Genomic DNA, 20,724 nt, shown 5'->3' with positions numbered 1-20,724 from the left:
TGACAAAGGGACGCAGATTATCGGGAACCAAAAAAAACCGCAGGCTCACCGCCTGCGGTTTTTTATACGACGTGACCGGGTGGCCTACAACGCGCCGGTCAATTCAGGCACGACCTGGAACAAATCGCCCACCAGGCCATAATCCGCCACACCGAAAATCGGCGCTTCGGGATCTTTATTAATGGCGACGATGACCTTGGAATCCTTCATGCCGGCCAAATGCTGGATGGCACCCGAGATACCAACCGCCACGTACAGTTGCGGCGCAACAATCTTGCCGGTCTGGCCAACCTGCCAATCGTTCGGCGCGTAGCCGGCGTCGACCGCGGCACGCGAAGCGCCCAGTGCGGCACCCAGCTTGTCGGCCAGCGGATCCAGGATCTTGAAGTTCTCGGCGCTGCCCAGACCGCGGCCGCCCGACACCACCACGCGCGCGCCGGCCAGTTCAGGACGGTCGCTCTTGGCGACTTCGCGGCCCACGAACGTGGACTTGCCCGAATCGGCAACCGCGGTGATTGCTTCCACCGCAGCCGAACCGCCTTGCGCGGCGACGGCGTCAAAGCCCGTCGTGCGCACGGTGATGACTTTCACGGCATCGGCCGACTGCACGGTGGCGATGGCGTTACCCGCGTAGATCGGGCGCTGGAACGTATCGGCGGATTCCACGCCGATGATGTCCGAGATCTGCGCCACATCGAGCTTGGCCGCAACGCGCGGCGCCACGTTCTTGCCCGATGCAGTGGCCGGGAACAGGATGTGGCTGTAGTTCGAAGCCACGGCCAGCACCTGGGCGGCGACGTTTTCCGCCAGGCCGTCGGCCAGTTGCGGCGCGTCTGCCAGCAGGACCTTGGCAACACCAGCGGCAGCAGCGGCCTGGTCGGCCACCGCGCGCGCGTTGGCGCCGGCGACCAGCACGTGCACGTCACCTCCGATCTTGGCGGCGGCGGCGACGGCGTTCAGGGTTGCGCCCTTCAACTGGGCGTTATCGTGTTCGGCAATAACCAGCGTCGTCATGTTCAAACCACCTTCGCTTCGTTCTTGAGTTTGTCCACCAGGGCTGCAACGTCGGCCACCTTGATGCCGGCCTTGCGGGCGGGCGGCTCGCTGACCTTCAGCGTCTTCAGGCGCGGCGCCGGATCAACGCCCAGGTCTTGCGGCGTGACGGTGTCCAACTGCTTCTTCTTGGCCTTCATGATGTTCGGCAGCGTGACGTAACGCGGCTCGTTCAGGCGCAAGTCGGTGGTGACGATAGCCGGCAGCGTGAGCGTCAGCGTTTCAAGGCCGCCGTCCACTTCGCGCGTGACCGTGACGCGGCCGTCGGCGAGTTCAACCTTGCTGGCGAACGTGGCTTGCGGCCAGTCCAGCAGCGCGGCCAGCATCTGGCCGGTCTGGTTGGCGTCGTCGTCGATGGCTTGCTTGCCCAGGATCACCAGTTGCGGCTGTTCCTTGTCGACCAGTGCCTTCAACAGCTTGGCGACGGCCAGCGGCTGCAGCTCAGCATCGGTCTGGACCAGCACGCCGCGATCGGCGCCAATGGCCATGGCGGTGCGCAGCGTCTCCTGGCATTGCGCAACGCCGCAAGAAACCGCCACGACTTCAGCGACGGCACCCTTTTCCTTCAGGCGGGTCGCTTCTTCGACGGCGATTTCGTCAAAGGGGTTCATGGACATCTTCACATTGGCGATATCCACGCCAGTCTGATCCGACTTGACGCGCACCTTGACGTTGTAGTCAACGACGCGCTTGACAGGTACCAACACCTTCATCCCGCTGCCTCCAAATGGAAATAATGACCCGGCATGCGCCGGGATCGCATTGCACAATTTTTTCCTGATTCTACAGCTTCGCCAGCGCTCGTATATGCGCAACCACACTGCGGCCCAAGGCGGACAAGTTGTAACCGCCCTCCAGCGTGCTGACGATCCGCCCCTGGCAGTGGCGTTCCGCCACGTCCACGAGCTGCTCGGTGATCCAGGCGTAGTCGGCCTCGACCAGGCCCATCTGGCCCATGTCGTCCTCGCGGTGGGCGTCGAACCCCGCCGATACCAGGATCAGTTCCGGACGATGGGCCTCAAGCCTGGGCAGCCAGGTGTCGGTGACGATCGTCTTGACCGCGGCGCCCGTGGTATAGGCGGCCACAGGCACATTCAGCATGTTGGCGGCCGGATGTTCCGTGCCGCTGTTAGGGAAGAACGGGTGCTGGAAAAAGCTGCACATCAGCACGCGGTCGTCCCCGGCGAAGACGTCTTCGGTGCCGTTGCCGTGGTGGACGTCGAAGTCCACGATGGCCACGCGCGACAGGCCGTGGAAGTCCAGCGCATGGCGCGCCGCGATGGCCACGTTGTTCAAGAAGCAGAATCCCATCGCCTGCGACCGGCAGGCATGGTGGCCGGGCGGACGCACGGCGCAGAAGGCCGTGCGGGCCTCGCCGCCCATCACCGCATCCACGGCCGCCACCCCTGCGCCGGCCGCATGCAGGGCGGCCTCGTAGGTGTGGGGATTCATCAGCGTGTCGGGATCTATCGGGTAATACCCTTGGTCGGGCGTGTGTTCGCGCAAACTGTCCAGATAATGGACAGTGTGCACGCGCAGCAGGTCATGGCGCGATGCTTGAGGCGCCTGCCGGTCGTCCAGATAAGGCATCAATCCGCTTGCCAACAATTGGTCGGAAATGGCATCCAGCCTCTGCGGGCTTTCGGGATGCCAACTGCCCATTTCATGCAAGCGGCATGCCGGGTGAGTAAGATACATGGTCTCCATAAGGAAGATTATGTTCATCTGTCGGCGATTACTGCAACTCGGAACGCTCTCCGCCCTGCTGGCGGGCTGCTCCACCACCGCTCCCACCGCTCCAAACTCACTCGCCGCGCAACCCGCGGCCGCCACTGCCAACACCGCCATCCGCATCGGGCCTAGTACGCCGACACCAGGCTCCGAACTCCCGGACGACGCCCCGGCCACGTTGACCGCCACCGGCGCCCTGCGTCCGGAAGTGCGCAGCTTCGTGGAAGAACTGGCCGCGGAACGCCAACTGCCGCTGAACCCCATGGTCAAGGCGCTGGAGAGCTCGCGCTACAACGCCACGGTGTCGCGCCTGATCGCGCCGGCCCCGCCGGGCAAGAAGATCTGGCGCAGTTGGCTGACGTACCGTTCGCGCTTCGTCGAACCCAAGCGCATCGGCTGGGGCGTGGACTTCTACAACGAGAACCGCGACCTGCTCAACCAGGCCTCGCAGCGCTTCGGCGTGCCGGCGCCCATCATCGCGTCGATCATCGGCGTCGAAACACTGTATGGCCGCAATATGGGTAATTTCCGGGTGCTGGACGCGCTGGCCACGCTGGCCTTCGACTATCCCGACCCTAACAAGCCCGAGCGCGCCACGATGTTCCGGGGCCAACTGGCAGACTTCCTGACGCTGGTCATGAAAGACAAGCTGGACCTGGAAACGCAAGGCTCGTACGCCGGCGCCATCGGCATGCCGCAATTCATGCCCACCAGCATCATGCATTACGCGGTGGACGGCGACGACAACGGCCATATCGACCTGACGAACAATACCCAGGACGCCATCATGTCGGTGGGCAGCTTCCTGGCGCAACACGGCTGGCAACGCGGCCTGCCCGTGTTCGCCCCGGTGGCCCTGCCCGCGGATCCCACCGCGCTGGTCGATGGCGGGCTGGAGCCCAAGCAGAGCTGGGCCACGCTCAGCGCCGCCGGCGCGCGCCTGCAACCGGGCGCGTCGACGACGGGCTGGGGCAGCCAGCCCCTGGGCGTCGTCGACCTGGTCGAAGAAGCCCGGGGCACCGCCCAGTACCGGGTCGGCACGCCCAACTTCTTTGCGCTGACGAAATACAACCGTAGTTATTTCTACGCGACTTCGGTGGCAGATCTGGCCAGCGAGATCGAAGCCCGCGTCGCGCGCTAGTCGGGCGTCCGCAGACAGAAAAACGCCCCGTTGAACGGGGCGTTTCTCATCGTGGGGAGGCTGTGCCCCCGCATGTTCGGGAAATCAGTTGAAAACGCCGGTGGACAGATAACGGTCGCCGCGATCGCACACGATGAAGACGATGGTCGCGTCATTGACGCGCTCGGCCACGCGCAAGGCGGCAACCAGGGCGCCGGCGGACGAAATACCGCCGAAGATGCCCTCTTCCGCAGCCAGTCGGCGCGCCATGACTTCGGCTTCCGATTGCTCGATGGATTCGTAGGCGTCCACGCGACTGCGGTCGAAAATCTTCGGCAGATAGGCCTCGGGCCATTTCCGGATGCCCGGAATCTGCGAGCCTTCGGCCGGCTGCGCACCCACCACCTGCACCGCCGGATTGCGCGATTTCAGATAGGTCGACACGCCCATGATGGTGCCCGTCGTGCCCATGGCGCTGACGAAGTGCGTAATGCGGCCCTCGGTCTGGTCCCAGAGTTCGGGGCCTGTGGTTTCAACGTGCGCGCGCGGGTTGTCGGGATTGGCAAACTGGTCCAGCACCACGCCCCTGCCGTCCGCCTGCATCTCGGTGGCCAAGTCGCGGGCGTATTCCATGCCGCCCTTGTCGGCCGGCGTTAGGATCAGCTCGGCCCCATAGGCTGCCATGGCTGCCCGGCGCTCCACCGACAGGTTGTCCGGCATGATCAGGATCATGCGGTAGCCCTTCATCGCCGCCGCCATGGCCAGCGCGATGCCGGTGTTGCCGCTGGTGGCTTCGATGAGGGTATCGCCCGGCTTGATGTCGCCGCGCGCTTCCGCGTGCTTGATCATGGACAAGGCCGGGCGGTCCTTCACGGAGCCGGCGGGGTTGTTGCCTTCCAGCTTGGCCAGGATGACGTTGCCACGCGCGTCACCCGCGGCACCGGGAATGCGCTGCAATCGCACCAGCGGCGTGTTGCCGACGGTCTGCTCGATAGTGGGGTAGGAGGTAGTCATGCGGACGATCATAACTCCGCCCGGCGGCGGACGCGGCCAAAAGCCGCGCTCCCGCCAGGGGCTCCCGCCCAGGGGGCCCGCCGGGGTTCCCATCAAGCGGGCGCCCGATCAGGGTCTGGACGACGCCTGCGCCTTCGAGGCGGCCGGCTTGGCGCCCGGAGTGGCAGGTTTGGCCGGTTTGGCGGCCGCCGTCTTCGCGGCAGGTTTGGCAATATCAGGCTTGGCGTCGGCAGGCTTGGCGTTGTTGGCCCCCGAGGAAGCACGGGCGACCGCCCCTGCACCTGCGGAGGCTGCCCCGCCCGGCCCCACCTGCAAGCCGGCGGATTCCAGCGCCTGCGCCTTTTTCAGCCCGATGCCGCGCACGCGCTCGGCCAGATCTTCGAACGAGTCGAACCTGCCTCCGCGCTCGCGCTCGCCCACGATGATCTCGGCGGTGCGTGGGCCAATGCCCCGAATGCCTTCCAGTTGCTGCGCGCTGGCCTGATTGACGTCCAGCGCATTAGCCGGCGGCGCCGCCACGCCCAGCCCCGCCGTGACCACCAGCGCGCCCAGCACCTGTCGCAGCCTGCGCGGGCCGCCCCGCGCGGCGCTCGGCCGAAGCGTTGCCCCCCGCGCCGGGCAAGCGCCCAATTGGGCAGCATTGGATTCGAACAATGGTTTCATGAGGGTCTCCAGAACGGACGGGACGCGACGGCTGTCGCGCCACCCTTGAATCATGACGATCACGCCTGGCTGCGGGCGGCACGGTGAACGAAAACATCCACCTCGGCAAATGCAGGGGCGAAAAAAAACCACCGGACCGGTGGTTTCTCTTCAAGGCCTGGCAAGGCAGCGCAATGCCAGGCAATGTCCGCGCTTAACGGCGCGCGCGCCAATAGCGCACGTACTCGGCCACACCGGTCTGCACGTCGCGCATGGGCGCGTAGAACCCGGCGGTGCGCAGTTGCGTGACATCCGCCTGCGTATAGCTCTGATAGCGCCCCTTCAAGTCATCCGGGAACGGAATGTAGCGGATGAGATCCAGCTCCACCAGCTGAGCCAGCGTCAATTCGGCCTCGCCACGCTCAGCGCGCAGGGTATTGACCACCGCCGCCGCCACGTCGTTGAAAGGCTGCGCTCGGCCCGTGCCGCAATTGAAGATGCCCGACTGTTGCGGATGGTCCAGGAAGTGCAGGTTCACGGCCACCACGTCTTCGACCGAAATGAAGTCGCGGCTCTGCCCGCCATCCACATAACCGTCCCAGCCCGCGAACAGGCGCACATGGCCATGCTCCAGGAACTGGTTCATGTTGTGAAACGCCACCGAGGCCATGCGGCCCTTGTGCTGTTCGTGCGGTCCGTAGACGTTGAAGTAGCGCAGCCCCACGACCTGTGCCGTCAGGCTGTCCATGCGCTTACGCAGGACCTGGTCGAACAGCAGCTTGGAATAGCCGTAGACGTTGAGCGGGCCTTCGTTATCGGGATGCTCGACGTAGATCGACGACCCACCATACACCGCGGCCGACGAGGCATACAGGAACGGAATGCGCCGCGCCTGGCAGAATTCGAACAGCTCCAGCGTGACGCGGTAGTTGTTGTCCATCATGTAGCGGCCATTGCGCTCGGTCGTGTCCGAGCACGCGCCCTGATGCAGCACGGCGCGCACCGCGGGCAGGCTGCCGTCGGCGACCCGGCGGCGGAAATCGTCCTTGTCCATGTACTCTGCGATCTGGCAATCGACCAGGTTGACGAACTTGTCGCCTTCGGTCAGATCGTCCACCGCGATGATGTCCTGGATGCCGCGGCGGTTCAGCCCGCGCACCAGATTGCTGCCAATGAAGCCTGCGGCTCCGGTTACGACGATCATGAGGATTCTCCTGCCAATTCGGCTGCGGTGACGACGGAGGTGCCCAGCTTGCCCACGGCGATGCCGCCGGCCTTGTTGGCCCAGCCCATGGCCTCGGCCCACGGCAAGCCGATAGCGCGCGACACCGCCAGCGTGGCCAGCACGGTATCGCCTGCGCCGGACACATCGAACACTTCGTGCGCCTGCGCATCGATGTGGTCGCGCCCCGTATCGGTAAACAACGTCATGCCCTGCTCGGAACGCGTCACAAGCAAGGCTTCCAGGTCCAGGTCGGCGCGCAAGCGTTGCGCCCGATCGGTCAATTCGGCCTCGGAATTCCAGCGGCCCACGGCCTGCTGCATTTCCGAGCGGTTCGGCGTGACCAGCGTGGCGCCGCGATAACGCGCGTAGTCGTCGCCCTTGGGGTCCACCAGCACCGGGATGCCCGCATGGCGCGCCATGGCCAGCAGCGATTCGACGCGGGTCAGCACGCCCTTGGCATAGTCGGACAACACCACGATGTCGTGGTTGGCCAGATGGCGGGCCAACGCGGCGTCCACGCTGTCCAGCGCGGCCTGCTCGGGGTGCTGTTCGAAATCCACGCGCAGCAGTTGCTGCTGGCGGCCCAGCACGCGCATTTTCAGCGTGGTGTGCAGGGAGGGGTCGGCGATCAGGTCGGCATGGATGCCGGCTTCGGCCGACAGACGCCGGATGCTGTCGCCAGCCTCGTCCGCACCCAGCACGCCCACCAGCGTCACCTGACCGCCAAGTGCCGCCACGTTGCGGGCCACGTTGGCGGCGCCGCCCAGACGGTCTTCGCGGCGTGCGACGCGCACCACGGGCACCGGCGCTTCCGGTGAAATACGTTCGACTTCGCCGAACCAGTAACGGTCCAGCATCACGTCGCCCACCACTAGGACGCGGCTACGCGAAATGGCTTCGGCGGGGAAAGGCTTCATTCAAGTTCTTCCAGGCGGCGCGGCGCATAGGTTTCCCAGGCGTTGCAGCCGGGACATTGCCAGTAAAAACGACGCGCTTGAAAACCGCAACTGCGGCACGCATAGCGGTCCAGCCGTTGCGTATGCTTGTGGATCAGGCTGCGCAGCAGCGTCAGGTCGGCGCCGGGCACCGGCCCCTGCTCCGTGACGCCGGATTCCGGGCTGGCGAGTTCGGCTTCCAGCAGACGGTCCAGGCCCAGCAGGGACGGATGGCTGCGCAGCGCGCCGCGCGCGAACGTCCAGGCCACGGCCGAGCCTTGCTGCACGCGCAATTCGCGGAACACCACATTGAACAGGTCCAGCGACGCATGGCGCTGATACTGCTTTTGCAGGAATTCCAGCCCAGCTTCGACCTGACCGGCCGCGCGATAGTTGGCCAGCAGTTGCTCGGCCACCAGGCCCGCGTATTCCGGCGCGTCGGTCATCACCGACTCCAGGTACAGGCGTTCACGCTTGGGGTCTTGCTCCATCAGAGCCAGGCGCGCGCGCAGCATGGCCGTGCGAACCATCGCGCCTTTGCTCAGTGACACGTCAGTCGTGGACAGGGCGTGATCGGCGGCATCCAGCGCCTTGTGCGCGGCATCCACGTCCGCGGGCTTGGCGGTCAGCGCGGTCTGCGCCTGCTCGCAGTAGTAATGCACGATCTGCGGCACGGGCTCGTCGACCAGCCCTTGCAGCGTCTTGACGGCCTCGATGGCGCGCGGCCAATCGTGTTCCGATTCGAAAATGCGGATCAGCGAGCGCAGGGCCGGCAGTGCGTAGCGCGTGTCCTTCAGCTGTTCAAAACCGCTTTCGGCTCGATCCAGCATGCCGGCCTTCAGGAAGTCCTGCGCTAGTTCATGTTGCGCATGTTCGCGCTCGGCGGCCGGCAGGTCAGAGCGGCTCAGCAGGCTTTGATGGACGCGGATAGCGCGTTCCATCTCGCCGCGACGGCGGAAAAGGCTGCCCAACGCAAAGTGCAGTTCGGTGGTTTCCGGATCCAGCTTGGCGACTTCGACGAACGCGTCAATCGCACGGTCCGGCTGCTCGTTCAGCAGGAAGTTAAGCCCCCGGAAATACGAGTCGGGCAGGCTGCGGGTTTCCCGAAGCATCTGCCGGATATCGAAGCGCGCGGCCAACCAGCCAAGCGCAAACAACACGGGCACGAAAATCAACCACCAAGGTTCAAAATCCACTATTCGGGCTCTTGCGGTAATTCAGTGCGAAAAGGAGGTGTGCGGCAGACGGCGTGCCGTCACAGCGGCGACATCGGCGCAACGGCTTCCGGCGGCACGACAGGCGTGGTGCCATTGACGGCGGCCTGCACGCGGTCCAGCTCGCGGCGCAAGCGCATGGCTTCGCGGCGGCGGCGCATGGCGGCGGGCACGGTCAGCAACAAGCCAAACAGGGCGCCGGCCACGAATACGACCAGCATCACAACGATCAACGGCACGTCTTGCACGACGTAATCCGCGTAGAACTTCACGGCAACCGGATCGGTGTTCTTCAGGGCGAACATCAATACCGCAATAAACACGAGCAATCGCAGGGCCCAGACGAGATAGCGCATGACGCATGCTCCAGAGAATTCAAGACTGTCAATTGTAAGCGACGCCGCAAAGCCACAAGGAAAAAAAATCCCCGCGGGGCGCCAGGCCACCAGGCGCGCGGCCGGAAAAAACAAAGCCCCTTGATTTCTCAAGGGGCCTGTTCTCGGTCCGATCTGCCCGTAGGCAGCCTTTACGCCGAGCCGTCAATGCATGGCGTGCAAACTTGCCATGGACGGCATCGGCTCACTCGATCCAGAGGATTGAGCGTCCTCGTCATTGCCGCCGACCAGGTCTACCCGTTCGCGCAATTCCTTGCCCGCCTTGAAGTGCGGCACCTGTTTGCCAGGCACCAGCACTTGTTCGCCGGATTTCGGATTGCGACCGACTCGGGGAGACCGCTGCGACAACGAGAAGCTGCCAAAACCGCGGATCTCGATGCGCTGACCCGAGGCCAGGGCCTGGGTCATTGCATCCAGCACGGTCTTGACCGCGTAATCGGTGTCGCGGGCGGCCAGCTGAGGATAGCGGGCCGCCAAGGCGGCGATCAGCTCCGACTTGGTCACGAATTAACCGTCGTTGCGCTGTTGGTCCAGCTTGGCCTTCAGCAGCGCGCCGAGGTTGGTGGTGCCGGACGAAGCGCTGGCGTCGGACATGCGCTGGATCGTGTCGGCGGTTTCGGCGTTGTCACGGGCCTTGATCGACAGTTGGATCGAACGCGTCTTGCGGTCGATGTTGACGATCATGGCTTCGATGTTTTCGCCAGCGTTCAGAACGGTGGTGGCATCTTCAACGCGGCCCGAGGAGATCTCGGAAGCGCGCAGGTAGCCTTCAACGTCCACGGACAGCGTAACAACAGCGCCCTTGGCTTCGACGGACTTGATGGTGCCCGGAACAACGGCGCCCTTGTCAAACGTGGCGACGAAGTTGTTGAAGGGGTCGCCTTCCAGCTGCTTGATGCCCAGCGAGATGCGTTCCTTGTCGGTATCGATGCCCAGAACCACGGCTTCGATCTCGTCGCCCTTCTTGAAGTTGCGCACGGCTTCTTCGCCCGTTTCCGTCCACGACAGGTCGGACAGGTGAACCAGGCCGTCGATGCCGCCAGGCAGACCGACGAACACGCCGAAGTCGGTGATCGACTTGATGGCGCCGCGGACCTTGTCGCCGCGCTTGAAGTTCGTGGCGAACTCTTCCCACGGGTTCTGACGGCACTGCTTCATGCCCAGCGAGATACGACGACGGTCTTCGTCGATTTCCAGGACCATGACTTCGACTTCTTCGCCCAGGGTAACAACCTTGCGCGGGTCGACGTTCTTGTTGGTCCAGTCCATTTCGGAGACGTGAACCAGGCCTTCGATGCCGGCTTCGACTTCAACGAACGCGCCGTAGTCGGTCAGGTTCGTGACCTTGCCGAACAGGCGGGTGCCTTGCGGGTAGCGGCGAGCCAGGCCCACCCACGGATCTTCGCCCAGCTGCTTGACGCCCAGCGAGACGCGGCTCTTTTCCTGGTCGAACTTGAGGACCTTGGCTTCGACTTCCTGACCCACTTGCAGGACTTCGGACGGGTGACGCACGCGGCGCCATGCCATGTCGGTGATGTGCAGCAGGCCGTCGATACCGCCCAGGTCAACGAACGCGCCGTAGTCGGTGATGTTCTTGACCACGCCCTTGACCACCGCACCTTCGTGCAGGGTTTCGAGCAGCTTTTGACGCTCTTCGCCCATGCTGGCTTCCAGCACTTGGCGACGCGACAGCACAACGTTGTTGCGCTTGCGGTCGAGCTTGATGACCTTGAATTCGAGGGTCTTGCCTTCGTACGGGGTGGTGTCCTTGACCGGACGCAGATCCACCAGCGAACCCGGCAGGAACGCGCGGATGCCGTTGGTCATGACGGTCAGGCCGCCCTTCACCTTGCCGGTGATGGTGCCGGTAACCAGCTCGCCGTTTTCCAGGGCCTTTTCCAGTTGCAGCCAGGCCGACAGGCGCTTGGCGCGGTCACGCGACAGGATGGTGTCGCCGTAGCCGTTTTCCAGGGAATCGATGGCCACCGAGACGAAATCGCCGGGTTGCACTTCGAGCTCGCCCTGGTCGTTCAGGAACTCTTCCAGGGGGATCAGCGCTTCGGACTTCAGGCCGGCGTTGACGACGACGAAGTTATGGTCGACGCGCACGACTTCGGCGCTGATGACCTCGCCGGACTTCATGTCCTGGCTCTTGAGGCTTTGTGCGAAAAGGTCGGCGAAGCTTTCGCCGCCGGTGGCGGTAGTGGAAACGGAAGACATGGGGTTGAAATCCATTGGGCCGAAATGGCCGTTAAGAACACACCGCAGCGGATTGCCCGCCACAGTGGAGTCAAAATACCTGCCTGCCGGTTTGCCCTGCGGGGTGTCCCGTGGGGGTTGCGCCTGGCTAGAACAGGGCCTAATCAAAAAATAAAGGTGGACTGGCTAACTTGGGCTTTCAGCCAAGCTTTCAGGCTGATGCCTTTAAGCTTTTGCCTGCGCTTGTTGCCAGAAATCCAGTATTGCCTGCACCGTCTCTGCAATCGTCAAATCAGACGAATCCAGCACGTGTGCATCTGCTGCGGGGGCCAGCGGCGCGGTAGCGCGTTCGGTATCGCGGGCGTCTCGCTCGCGCATGTCTCGCAGAAGGTCATCTAGATTAGCAGAAATTCCCTTTTCGATCAACTGCTTACGGCGCCTCTCCGCCCGGGCGACCACATCGGCGACCAGGAACACCTTCAGGGACGCATCCGGGAACACCACCGTGCCCATGTCGCGGCCGTCCGCCACCAGGCCCGGCGGCAGGCGGAAGGCGCGCTGGCGCTCGAGCAGGGCCCGGCGCACACCGGGAAAAGCGGCCACGCGGGAGGCGAAATTGCCCACTTCCTCGCGGCGGATATCGTGGCCGACGTCGGCGCCTTCCAGGTACACATGGGGGCCATCAAAGCGCACGTCCAGCGTTTCGGCCACGCGGGCCACGCCGGGTTCGTCGTCGGCGGCAACGCCCTGCTTGATGGCGGCCAGGGCGGTCAGGCGGTACAGCGCGCCGCTGTCCAGCACGTCCCAGCCCAGCGCCTTGGCGACGCGATGCGCCACGGTGCCCTTGCCCGAAGCAGTGGGGCCGTCGATCGTGATGACGGCGGCCGGAGAGGAATCAATCGAAGAAGTCAAAGTCATAGGGGGGGGCCGCGCTAGGCCGATACCAGGCTCGCGTAGACATCAAAGTAACCCGGGAACGTCTTGCTGACGCAACCCGGATCCAGGATACGGACCGCTGCCGGGCCAAAGGCCGCCAGCGAAAAACACATGGCCATGCGGTGGTCGTCCCAGGTGCCGATGTGCGCGTCGCGCCAAGCGTTCTGCGCCGGCGGGATGATACGCAGCCAATCCGGCCCCGATTCCACCTGCGCGCCCAGCTTTTCCAGTTCCGTCTGCATGGCGTGAATGCGGTCGGTTTCTTTCACCCGCCAACTGCCGATGTTGCGCAGGCGGCACGGGCCGTCGGCATACAGGGCCAGCGCCGCGGCGGTCATGGCGGCGTCCGGGATCAGGTTGAAATCGGTATCGAACGCCTTCAGGCGCGCACCGTCGGCCACCCGTACGCCGGTCACTTCGATCCAATCCGGACCGTAGGCCACGTTGGCGCCCATGTGCGCCAGCGTATCGGCAAAGGCGACGTCGCCCTGAATGCTGTCAGCGCCCACGCCCGTCACGCGCAACGGACCACCGCCGATCGCACCCAGCGCCAGGAAATAGGACGCCGTGGAGGCATCGCCTTCCACCGCGATCTGGCCGGGACTGCGGTAGCCGGCGCCGCCCTCGATCACGAAGCGGCTCCAGCCGTCACGCCGCACCTGCACGCCGAAGCGCGCCATCAGGTTCAACGTGATTTCGATGTAGGGCTTGGAGATCAGTTCGCCCACCACTTCGATCGTGACGGGCTTGCCGCTGCGGCCCGCCTGCAGCGGTGCGGCCAGCAGCAAGGCGGTCAGGAACTGGCTGGACACCGAACCCTGCACGCGCGTCACGGCATCCGCGGCGATCTCGCCACGGCCGATATGCAGCGGCGGATAGCCCGGTTGGCCCAGATAGTCGATCCGGGCGCCCAGCGCATTCAAAGCGTCTGCGAGGTCGCCGATGGGCCGCTCGTGCATGCGCGGCACGCCCGACAAGCGGTAATCACCGCCCATCAGGGCCAGCGCAGCGGTCAGGGGACGGATCGCCGTACCGGCGTTGCCCATGAAGAGATCGGCGCTTTCCACGGGGAAACGGCGCACGCCCTCGACGGTGACGCGGCCGGCATCCAGGTCCGACACCTGCACGCCCAGCTGGCGCAGCGCACCCAGCATGACGCGCGTATCGTCGGAATCCAGCAAGCCGGTGATGACGGTGGTGCCCTCGGCAATCGCCGACAGCAACAGCACGCGGTTTGAAATGCTCTTGGAACCCGGCAAGGCGATCACGCCCTGCGCTTGCCGCACGCGCGGCAGGTCCAGATAAGGCAAAGCGCCCATGTCAGTTACTCCTTGCGCCAGTTGCGGCGCGCCTGGGCCGCGGTTTCCAGCAGCGACAGCAACACCGCGTCGTCGCCATCGGCGATGGCGCGTTCGGCACGATCCAGGACGGCGCGCACATCGGCAAGCTCGGCCAGCATCGCATCGCGGTTGGATAGAAAGATATCGCGCCACATCTCGGGCGAACCCGCCGCGATACGCGTGAAATCACGAAAACCGCTGCCGGCCAGGTCCAGGCGCGTGCGCGCGTCGGCGGCCGTGGCCACCTGCTCCATGTAGACCGCGGACAACAGATGCGGCAGATGGCTGACCGACGCCAGCAAGCGGTCATGGGCGCCGGCATTCATGTCGATCACGCTGGCGCCGCAGGCCTGCCAGGCGCGGCGCACCAGGTCCGTCGCCTGCGCGCTGTTTTCGGCAAGCGGCGTCAGGATCACGGTGCGCCCCTGATACAAGCCCGGATCAGCCGCGTCAGGCCCCGTGCGTTCCGCGCCCGCGATCGGATGGCCCGGCACAAAACGTCCGATGCTGCCGGCCAGCGCCTCGCGCGCCGCGTCGACGACTTCGGCCTTGGTGCTGCCCGCGTCGGTCAATACCGTCGTGGCGCCCAGATGCGGCAGCATCCGTGCCAGCACGTTCTTCAAGCCACCCACAGGCGTGGACAGCAAGATCAGGTCGGCGCGGGCCGCCGCGTCTTCGGCGCTAACGGCCTCGTCGATCAGTCCCAGCTCGACGGCGCGCGCCAGCGAAGACGCATTGCGCCCCACTCCCAGCACGCGGCCCACTCCACCCGCCTGGCGCAACGCCGCGGCGAAGGAGCCGCCGATCAGGCCCACGCCCACGACGGCCAATACAGGAATCAGGGGGCCAGCGGCCCCCTGATTCGTAGAAGGTAACGCGTCGTTCATGCGGACAGGATGGCGGTCAGGGCATCGATGAAGCGGGCATTCTCTTGCGGCAGGCCGATAGACACACGCAGCCATTCAGGCAGGCCGTCGCCGGCCACCGGGCGCACGATCACGCCGCGCTTGAGCAATTCCAGATTGATGCGCGGCGCATCGCCCACATGCACCAGCACGAAGTTGCCGTAGCTGGGCACATAGCGCAGCTTCAGGCGGTCGAACGCTTCGCACAATTGCGCCTTGCCGGACTTGTTCGAGGCGTACGCCTCTTCCAGGTAGGCGGCATCGCCCAGCGCGGCGATCGCCGCGGCCTGGGCCAGCGTATTCACGTTGAACGGCTGGCGCACGCGGTTCAGCAGGTCAGTCAGCGGCGGCTGGGCCACCGAGAAACCCACGCGCAAGCCCGCCAGGCCGTAGGCCTTGGAGAACGTGCGCGAAATGATCAGGTTGGGGAACCGGCGGGCCAGCGCGGTGCTGTCGAAGCGGTGCTCCGGATCCAGGTATTCGTTGTAGGCCTCGTCCAGCACCACGGTGACGCGATCGCCATGAGCGGCTTGCACGCGCTCGAGGAACGACGCGACCTTGTCGCCCGGCACGAAGGTGCCGGTCGGATTGTTGGGGTTGGCGATGAACAGCAGGCGCGTGTCGTCGGCGATAGCGTCGAACATGGCATCCAGGTCGTGGCCGTAGTCTTGCGCCGGCACGACGATGTGGCGCGCGCCGCGCGCTTGCGTGGCCAGGCGATACACCGCGAACGAGTGCTGTGCATATACCGCCGACGAGCCCGGCTCCAGCAGCGCCAGCGCGGCGATCTCGAGGATGTCGTTCGAACCGTTGCCCAGCGTGATCCAGTTCATCGGCACGCCGTAGCGTTCCGCCAGCGCCGCCTTCAGGTCGAAACCGTTGGGGTCGGGATAGCGGGCCAGCGACTCGGCTGCGGCCAGCATGGCCGCGCGCGCCGACTTGGGCATGCCCAGCGGGTTTTCATTGGACGCCAGCTTGACGATGCCGGCCGGATCCAGCCCGAACTCGCGGGCCAGTTCTTCAATGGGCTTGCCCGCCTGGTAGGGCGCGATGGCGCTGACGTGCGCGGGAGCAACGAGGGGCTTGGATGCGGTGGTCATGGTGTGGAGGCTCACGGCGCCGGGTAGGAACCCAGCACTTTCAGATAGGCGACCTGCGCCTGCAAGGTGGCGAGGGCGCGCTCGACGTTCGGATCGTTGCGGTGGCCCAGGACATCAACGTAGAAATAATATTCCCACTGGCCGGTGCGCGCGGGGCGCGACTCGAAGCGGGTCATCGATACGCCGTTGGCCGCCAGCGGGGCCAGCATTTCATACACGGCGCCCGCACGGTTCGGCACAGCCAGGATCAGGCTGGTCTTGTCCTTGCCGCTGACCAGCGGCTGGATGTTGCCGATGGCCAGGAAACGGGTCCGGTTGTGCGGATCGTCCTGGATGCCGGCGGCAACGACCTGCAAGTTCCAGGCGGGCGCGGCCACTTCGCCGGCGATCGCCGCAACGGTCGGGTCGCCCGCCGCTGCACGCGCAGCCTCGGAATTGCTGGAGGCAGCCACGCGTTCCAGGTCGGGATAGTTGCGCGTCAGCCAGCCCTGGCACTGAGCCAGCGCCTGCGGATGCGCGGAAATAGTCTTGATGCCGTCCATGCCGCCCGATTGCGACATCAGGCAATGGCGGATGACGAGCGAGCGTTCGCCCAGGATCGTCAGCGGCGTGTTCAGCAACAGGTCCAGGCTGCGGTTGACGGCGCCTTCGGTGGAGTTCTCCACAGGCACCATGCCCACATCCGCTTGGCCGGCCTCGACCGCGCGGAAGACCTCGTCGAATGACGCGCAAGGCAGCTTCTGCACAGCGTGGCCGAAATGCTCCAGCGCCGCCTGTTCGGAAAACGAGCCTTGCGGCCCCAGGTACGCGACGGTCATGCCGCGCTCCAGGCCGCGACAGGCCGAGATGATCTCGGTCCACACCGACGCCACACCCGCATTCGGGAACGGGCCGGGGTTGAGCTGCTGCAAGCGGCGGATGACTTCGGCTTCGCGCTCGGGGCGCAACACCGGGCCGTCCGCTTGCGCGGCATGCTTGGCCTCGCCCACTTCCAGCGCGGCGCGGGCGCGCTGCGACAGCAAGTCGAGGATCTGCGCGTCCAACGCATCGATGCGGGCGCGCAAGGGAAGCAGCTTGCGCTGCAGATCTTCATCCATAGCGGCGCTCGAATTCCTTCAGGTACTCGACCAGCGCCGACACCCCGGCAAGGGGGACGGCGTTGTAGATGGAGGCGCGCATGCCGCCCACGCTCTTGTGGCCCTTCAGTTGTGTCAGACCCGCCGCATCAGCGCCTTGCAGGAAGGCGTCATTCAGCGACTCATCGCGCAACACAAACGGCACGTTCATGCGCGAACGCACGGGAGCGTGAATGGGATTGCGATAGAAATTGGTGCTGTCCAGATAGCCGTACAGCAGGTCGGCCTTGGCCTTGTTGGCGGCTTCCATGCCGGCCACGCCGCCATTGGCCTTGACCCACTTGAACACCAGGCCCGCGACGTAGATCGCGAAGGTCGGCGGCGTGTTGTAGCGCGAATGATCCGCGGCCACATTGGCGTAATCGAAGGCGGACGGGCAGATCGGCAAGGCGTGGCCGATCAGGTCGCGGCGGGCGATGACCATGGTCACGCCAGCCGGGCCCGCGTTCTTCTGCGCGCCGGCATACATCATGCCGCAACGCGTCACGTCCATCGGACGCGACAGGAAATGCGAAGACGCATCGACGACCAACGGCACGTCGGGTGCGCCCAGCGCGGCGGTGTCGGGCCAGTCCATGAACTCGACGCCGCCGATGGTTTCATTGCTGCACAGGTGCAGGTAAGCCGATTCCTTGCGCACATTCCAGGTATCGACCGGCGGCACCCAGGTCAGCGGCGCCTGCTCGCGGCCATCCAGCTGGATGGCTTGCTCGCTGCTTGCCGCCACATGGGTGCTGCCATAGCGCCCGGCTTCCTTGTACGACCGCTTGGACCAATGGCCCGTCACGACGAAGTCGGCAGCCGGCGTGCTGCGTCGTCCCATGAGATTCATGGGAACGATGGCGTTCTCCCCGGAACCTCCGCCTTGCATGAACATGACCGCGTAGTCAGCGGGCAAGCCCAGCAGCTCACGCAAATCGGATTCGGCTTCGTCGCAGATCTGCACGAAGTGCTTGCCGCGATGAGACATTTCCATCACCGACATGCCACTGCCATGCCAATCCAGCATCTCAGCTGCTGCTTGCTGCAATACCACCTCGGGCAAGGCCGAGGGGCCTGCCGAGAAGTTCCAGGGGCGGGCCATTATTGCTCCGTAGGTTCCGTCGAATCCGTCGAGTCTGCTGCACCGTTGCTGTCGTCGCCGCCGTCAGCCTGGACGTCTTCGTCCAGTTCGCCGTCGTCGTCCGCATCGCTTTCCACGACACGGCGCACACCGGACAGCGTGCTGCCGTCATCGACGTTGATCAGCGTGACGCCTTGCGTGGCGCGGCCCATTTCGCGGATTTCCGCGACGCGAGTACGCACCAGCACGCCGCCGGTGGTGATCAGCATGATTTCGTCGGTCGGATTGACCAGCACCGCACCCACGACCTTGCCGTTGCGCGAGCTGGTCTGGATGGCGATCATGCCCTTCGTGCCACGGCCATGGCGCGTGTATTCGCCGATCGGCGTGCGCTTGCCGTAACCGTTTTCAGTGGCGGTCAGCACGGTCTGCGTTTCGTCGCCGGCAACCAGCAGCGCGATGACGGTCTGCGTTTCCTCGAGCATCATGCCGCGCACGCCACGGGCGTTGCGGCCCATCGGACGCACGTCGTTTTCGTCGAAGCGCACGGCCTTGCCCGAATCCGAGAACAGCATGACGTCATGCTGGCCGTCGGTCAGGTCGGCGCCGATCAGGTAGTCGCCCTCGTCAAGGTCGACGGCGATGATGCCGGCCTTGCGCGGGTTGGAGAAGTCGGACAGCGGGGTCTTCTTGACCGTGCCGCGCGAGGTCGCCATGAAGACGTAGTGGTCTTCGCTGAATTCCTTGACCGGCAGCACCACCGTGATCTTCTCGCCGTCAGCCAGCGGGAACATATTGACGATGGGCTTGCCGCGCGAATTGCGCGTGCCTTGGGGCACTTCCCAGACCTTCAGCCAGTACACGCGGCCGCGGTTCGAGAAGCACAGCAGGAAGTCGTGCGTGTTGGCGATGAACAACTGGTCGATCCAGTCGTTTTCCTTCATCGCCGTCGCCTGCTTGCCGCGTCCGCCGCGCTTTTGCGAGCGGTACTCGGACAAGGGCTGGCTCTTGATGTAGCCGCCGTGCGACAGGGTCACGACCATGTCGGTGGGCGTGATCAGGTCTTCGGTATCGAGCTCGGTCGCGTTCATCTCGATTTCCGAGCGGCGCGTGTCCTTCACGCCGGTCGAGAACTCGGCCTTGATGGCCTGCAGTTCGTCGGAGATGATCGTCGTGATGCGCTCGGGGCGGGCCAGGATGTCGAGCAGGTCGGCGATGGTGGACATGATGTCCTTGTATTCGCCGACGATCTTGTCCTGCTCCAGCCCGGTCAGGCGTTGCAGGCGCATGTTCAGGATTTCCTGAGCCTGCGTATCGCTCAGGCGGTACATGCCGTCGCCCTGCAGGCCGAACTCGGCGTCCAGGTCGTCCGGACGGAAGGCCGAGCGGCCTCCCGGCGTATCGCCATCGGCGCGCGACAGCATTTCGCGCACCAGCGACGAATCCCACGACTTCGCCATCAATTCCTGGCGGGCGACGGGAGGCGTCGGCGCGGCCTTGATGATGGTGATGAAATCATCGATGTTGGCCAGCGCGACGGCCAGGCCTTCCAGCACGTGGCCGCGTTCGCGGGCCTTGCGCAGCTGGAACACCGTGCGGCGCGTGACCACTTCGCGGCGATGCTGCAGGAAGTAGTCGATCATCTGCTTCAAGTTGAGCAGGCGGGGCTGGCCGTCGACCAGCGCCACCAGGTTCATCCCGAAGGTGTCTTGCAGCTGCGTGTTCTTGTACAGGTTGTTCAGGACAACCTCGGGCACCTCGCCGCGCTTGAGCTCGATGACCAGACGCATGCCGTCCTTGTCGGACTCGTCGCGAATATCGGAGATGCCTTCGATCTTCTTGTCGTTGACGAGTTCGGCGATGCGTTCCTGCAAGGTCTTCTTGTTGACCTGGTAGGGAATCGCGTCGATCACGATCGCCTGGCGATTGCCCTTCTCCATGTCTTCGAAGTGGGTCTTGGCGCGCATGATGACGCGGCCGCGACCGGTGCGATAGCCTTCGCGCACTCCGGACATGCCGTAGATGATGCCGCCCGTGGGGAAATCGGGCGCCGGGATGAGCTCGATGAGCTCATCGACCGTGCAGGCCGGATTGCGCAGGCAGTACAGGCAGCCGTCGACCACTTCCTGCAGGTTGTGCGGCGGAATGTTGGTGGCCATGCCCACCGCGATGCCCGAGCTGCCGTTGACCAGCAGGTTGGGCAAGCGCGACGGCAACAGCAGCGGTTCTTGCTCGCTGCCGTCGTAGTTGGGGCCGAAGTCCACGGTTTCCTGGTCGATGTCGGCCAGCAGTTCGTGGGCGATCTTGGCCAGGCGGATTTCGGTGTAACGCATCGCCGCGGCGTTATCGCCGTCGATCGAGCCGAAGTTGCCCTGGCCGTCGACCAGCATGTAGCGCATGGAGAAATCCTGCGCCATGCGGACGATGGTGTCGTAGACGGATTGGTCGCCGTGGGGGTGGTATTTACCGATGACGTCCCCGACGATACGCGCCGACTTCTTATAGGCGCGGTTCCAATCGTTGTTCAGTTCGTGCATCGCGTAGAGCACGCGCCGGTGGACGGGCTTCAAGCCGTCCCGCACATCCGGTAGCGCCCGCCCAACGATCACGCTCATCGCGTAATCGAGGTAACTGCGGCGCATCTCTTCTTCCAGCGAAACCGGAAGCGTCTCCTTGGCAAAGGAATCCATATATATAACGACAGAATCGTGTAAGG

Annotated in this window: 19 protein-coding genes; 1 reads left to right on the top strand and 18 read right to left on the bottom strand. The window is 64.9% G+C overall.

From position 1 onward, the window contains the following. Window positions 1-84: 84 nt before the first annotated feature. The 3 genes from CEY09_RS21185 to CEY09_RS21175 form a co-directional block, all read right to left on the bottom strand. Entirely contained in the window at window positions 85-1,014 is a 930-nt protein-coding gene (locus CEY09_RS21185; protein ID WP_088590174.1) for an electron transfer flavoprotein subunit alpha/FixB family protein, read from the bottom strand. A 2-nt stretch (window positions 1,015-1,016) separates the two neighbouring features. After that, window positions 1,017-1,766 (bottom strand): electron transfer flavoprotein subunit beta/FixA family protein, encoded by a 750-nt coding sequence (locus CEY09_RS21180; RefSeq protein WP_088590173.1) that lies wholly within the window; start codon window positions 1,764-1,766, stop codon window positions 1,017-1,019. Window positions 1,767-1,836: 70 nt separating this feature from the next. Next, window positions 1,837-2,760: a histone deacetylase family protein gene (locus CEY09_RS21175; protein WP_175216762.1), complete on the bottom strand. Its 924-nt coding sequence runs from the start codon at window positions 2,758-2,760 to the stop codon at window positions 1,837-1,839. Between the two features lie 10 nt (window positions 2,761-2,770). Between CEY09_RS21175 and mltB the strand changes: the two genes are divergently transcribed. Continuing rightward, a complete protein-coding gene (gene mltB, locus CEY09_RS21170; RefSeq protein WP_088590172.1) occupies window positions 2,771-3,925 on the top strand; it encodes a lytic murein transglycosylase B in 1,155 nt (384 codons plus the stop codon). Between the two features lie 84 nt (window positions 3,926-4,009). Here the strand turns inward: mltB and cysM are convergent, their stop codons facing one another. The 15 genes from cysM to gyrA form a co-directional block, all read right to left on the bottom strand. Then, the gene (gene cysM, locus CEY09_RS21165; RefSeq protein WP_006225138.1) at window positions 4,010-4,918 is read right to left on the bottom strand and encodes a cysteine synthase CysM; all 909 of its coding nucleotides are present in this window, start codon (window positions 4,916-4,918) and stop codon (window positions 4,010-4,012) included. A gap of 108 nt (window positions 4,919-5,026) precedes the next feature. After that, complete coding sequence (locus CEY09_RS32710) at window positions 5,027-5,581, bottom strand: ComEA family DNA-binding protein (RefSeq protein ID WP_088590171.1); 555 nt, start codon at window positions 5,579-5,581, stop codon at window positions 5,027-5,029. Between the two features lie 193 nt (window positions 5,582-5,774). Then, the gene (gene rfaD, locus CEY09_RS21155; RefSeq protein WP_006225140.1) at window positions 5,775-6,764 is read right to left on the bottom strand and encodes an ADP-glyceromanno-heptose 6-epimerase; all 990 of its coding nucleotides are present in this window, start codon (window positions 6,762-6,764) and stop codon (window positions 5,775-5,777) included. Further along, window positions 6,761-7,702, bottom strand: coding sequence for a D-glycero-beta-D-manno-heptose-7-phosphate kinase (rfaE1, locus tag CEY09_RS21150; RefSeq protein WP_006225141.1), 942 nt, complete (start codon window positions 7,700-7,702; stop codon window positions 6,761-6,763). The genes rfaD and rfaE1 overlap by 4 nt, the downstream gene beginning before the upstream one ends. After that, window positions 7,699-8,916: a lipopolysaccharide assembly protein LapB gene (lapB, locus tag CEY09_RS21145; RefSeq protein WP_006225142.1), complete on the bottom strand. Its 1,218-nt coding sequence runs from the start codon at window positions 8,914-8,916 to the stop codon at window positions 7,699-7,701. Before lapB ends, rfaE1 begins: the two co-directional genes overlap by 4 nt. A gap of 59 nt (window positions 8,917-8,975) precedes the next feature. Beyond that, complete coding sequence (locus CEY09_RS21140) at window positions 8,976-9,290, bottom strand: LapA family protein (protein ID WP_006225143.1); 315 nt, start codon at window positions 9,288-9,290, stop codon at window positions 8,976-8,978. A 183-nt stretch (window positions 9,291-9,473) separates the two neighbouring features. Continuing rightward, entirely contained in the window at window positions 9,474-9,833 is a 360-nt protein-coding gene (locus tag CEY09_RS21135; protein ID WP_006225144.1) for an integration host factor subunit beta, read from the bottom strand. Between the two features lie 3 nt (window positions 9,834-9,836). Then, window positions 9,837-11,549 (bottom strand): 30S ribosomal protein S1, encoded by a 1,713-nt coding sequence (gene rpsA, locus CEY09_RS21130; RefSeq protein WP_006225145.1) that lies wholly within the window; start codon window positions 11,547-11,549, stop codon window positions 9,837-9,839. A gap of 204 nt (window positions 11,550-11,753) precedes the next feature. Continuing rightward, window positions 11,754-12,446, bottom strand: coding sequence for a (d)CMP kinase (cmk, locus tag CEY09_RS21125; protein ID WP_088590170.1), 693 nt, complete (start codon window positions 12,444-12,446; stop codon window positions 11,754-11,756). 14 nt (window positions 12,447-12,460) lie between these two features. Beyond that, complete coding sequence (gene aroA, locus CEY09_RS21120; RefSeq protein WP_088590169.1) at window positions 12,461-13,783, bottom strand: 3-phosphoshikimate 1-carboxyvinyltransferase; 1,323 nt, start codon at window positions 13,781-13,783, stop codon at window positions 12,461-12,463. A 5-nt stretch (window positions 13,784-13,788) separates the two neighbouring features. Next, on the bottom strand, window positions 13,789-14,691 hold the full coding sequence (locus CEY09_RS21115) for a prephenate dehydrogenase (RefSeq protein WP_088590168.1): 903 nt from the start codon (window positions 14,689-14,691) through the stop codon (window positions 13,789-13,791). Further along, window positions 14,688-15,809, bottom strand: coding sequence for a histidinol-phosphate transaminase (hisC, locus tag CEY09_RS21110; RefSeq protein ID WP_006225149.1), 1,122 nt, complete (start codon window positions 15,807-15,809; stop codon window positions 14,688-14,690). Before hisC ends, CEY09_RS21115 begins: the two co-directional genes overlap by 4 nt. Window positions 15,810-15,820: 11 nt before the next feature. Further along, complete coding sequence (pheA, locus tag CEY09_RS21105; protein ID WP_088590167.1) at window positions 15,821-16,906, bottom strand: prephenate dehydratase; 1,086 nt, start codon at window positions 16,904-16,906, stop codon at window positions 15,821-15,823. Further along, window positions 16,899-18,029, bottom strand: coding sequence for a 3-phosphoserine/phosphohydroxythreonine transaminase (gene serC / locus CEY09_RS21100; RefSeq protein WP_167390130.1), 1,131 nt, complete (start codon window positions 18,027-18,029; stop codon window positions 16,899-16,901). Before serC ends, pheA begins: the two co-directional genes overlap by 8 nt. Beyond that, window positions 18,029-20,698 (bottom strand): DNA gyrase subunit A, encoded by a 2,670-nt coding sequence (gene gyrA / locus CEY09_RS21095; protein ID WP_088590165.1) that lies wholly within the window; start codon window positions 20,696-20,698, stop codon window positions 18,029-18,031. Before gyrA ends, serC begins: the two co-directional genes overlap by 1 nt. Window positions 20,699-20,724: the final 26 nt, after the last annotated feature.

Origin of the sequence: Achromobacter marplatensis, assembly GCF_002209535.1 — a bacterium.
Taxonomy (GTDB): Bacteria; Pseudomonadota; Gammaproteobacteria; order Burkholderiales; family Burkholderiaceae_B; genus Achromobacter; species Achromobacter marplatensis.
This window is presented reverse-complemented; position numbering and strand designations above follow the sequence as displayed.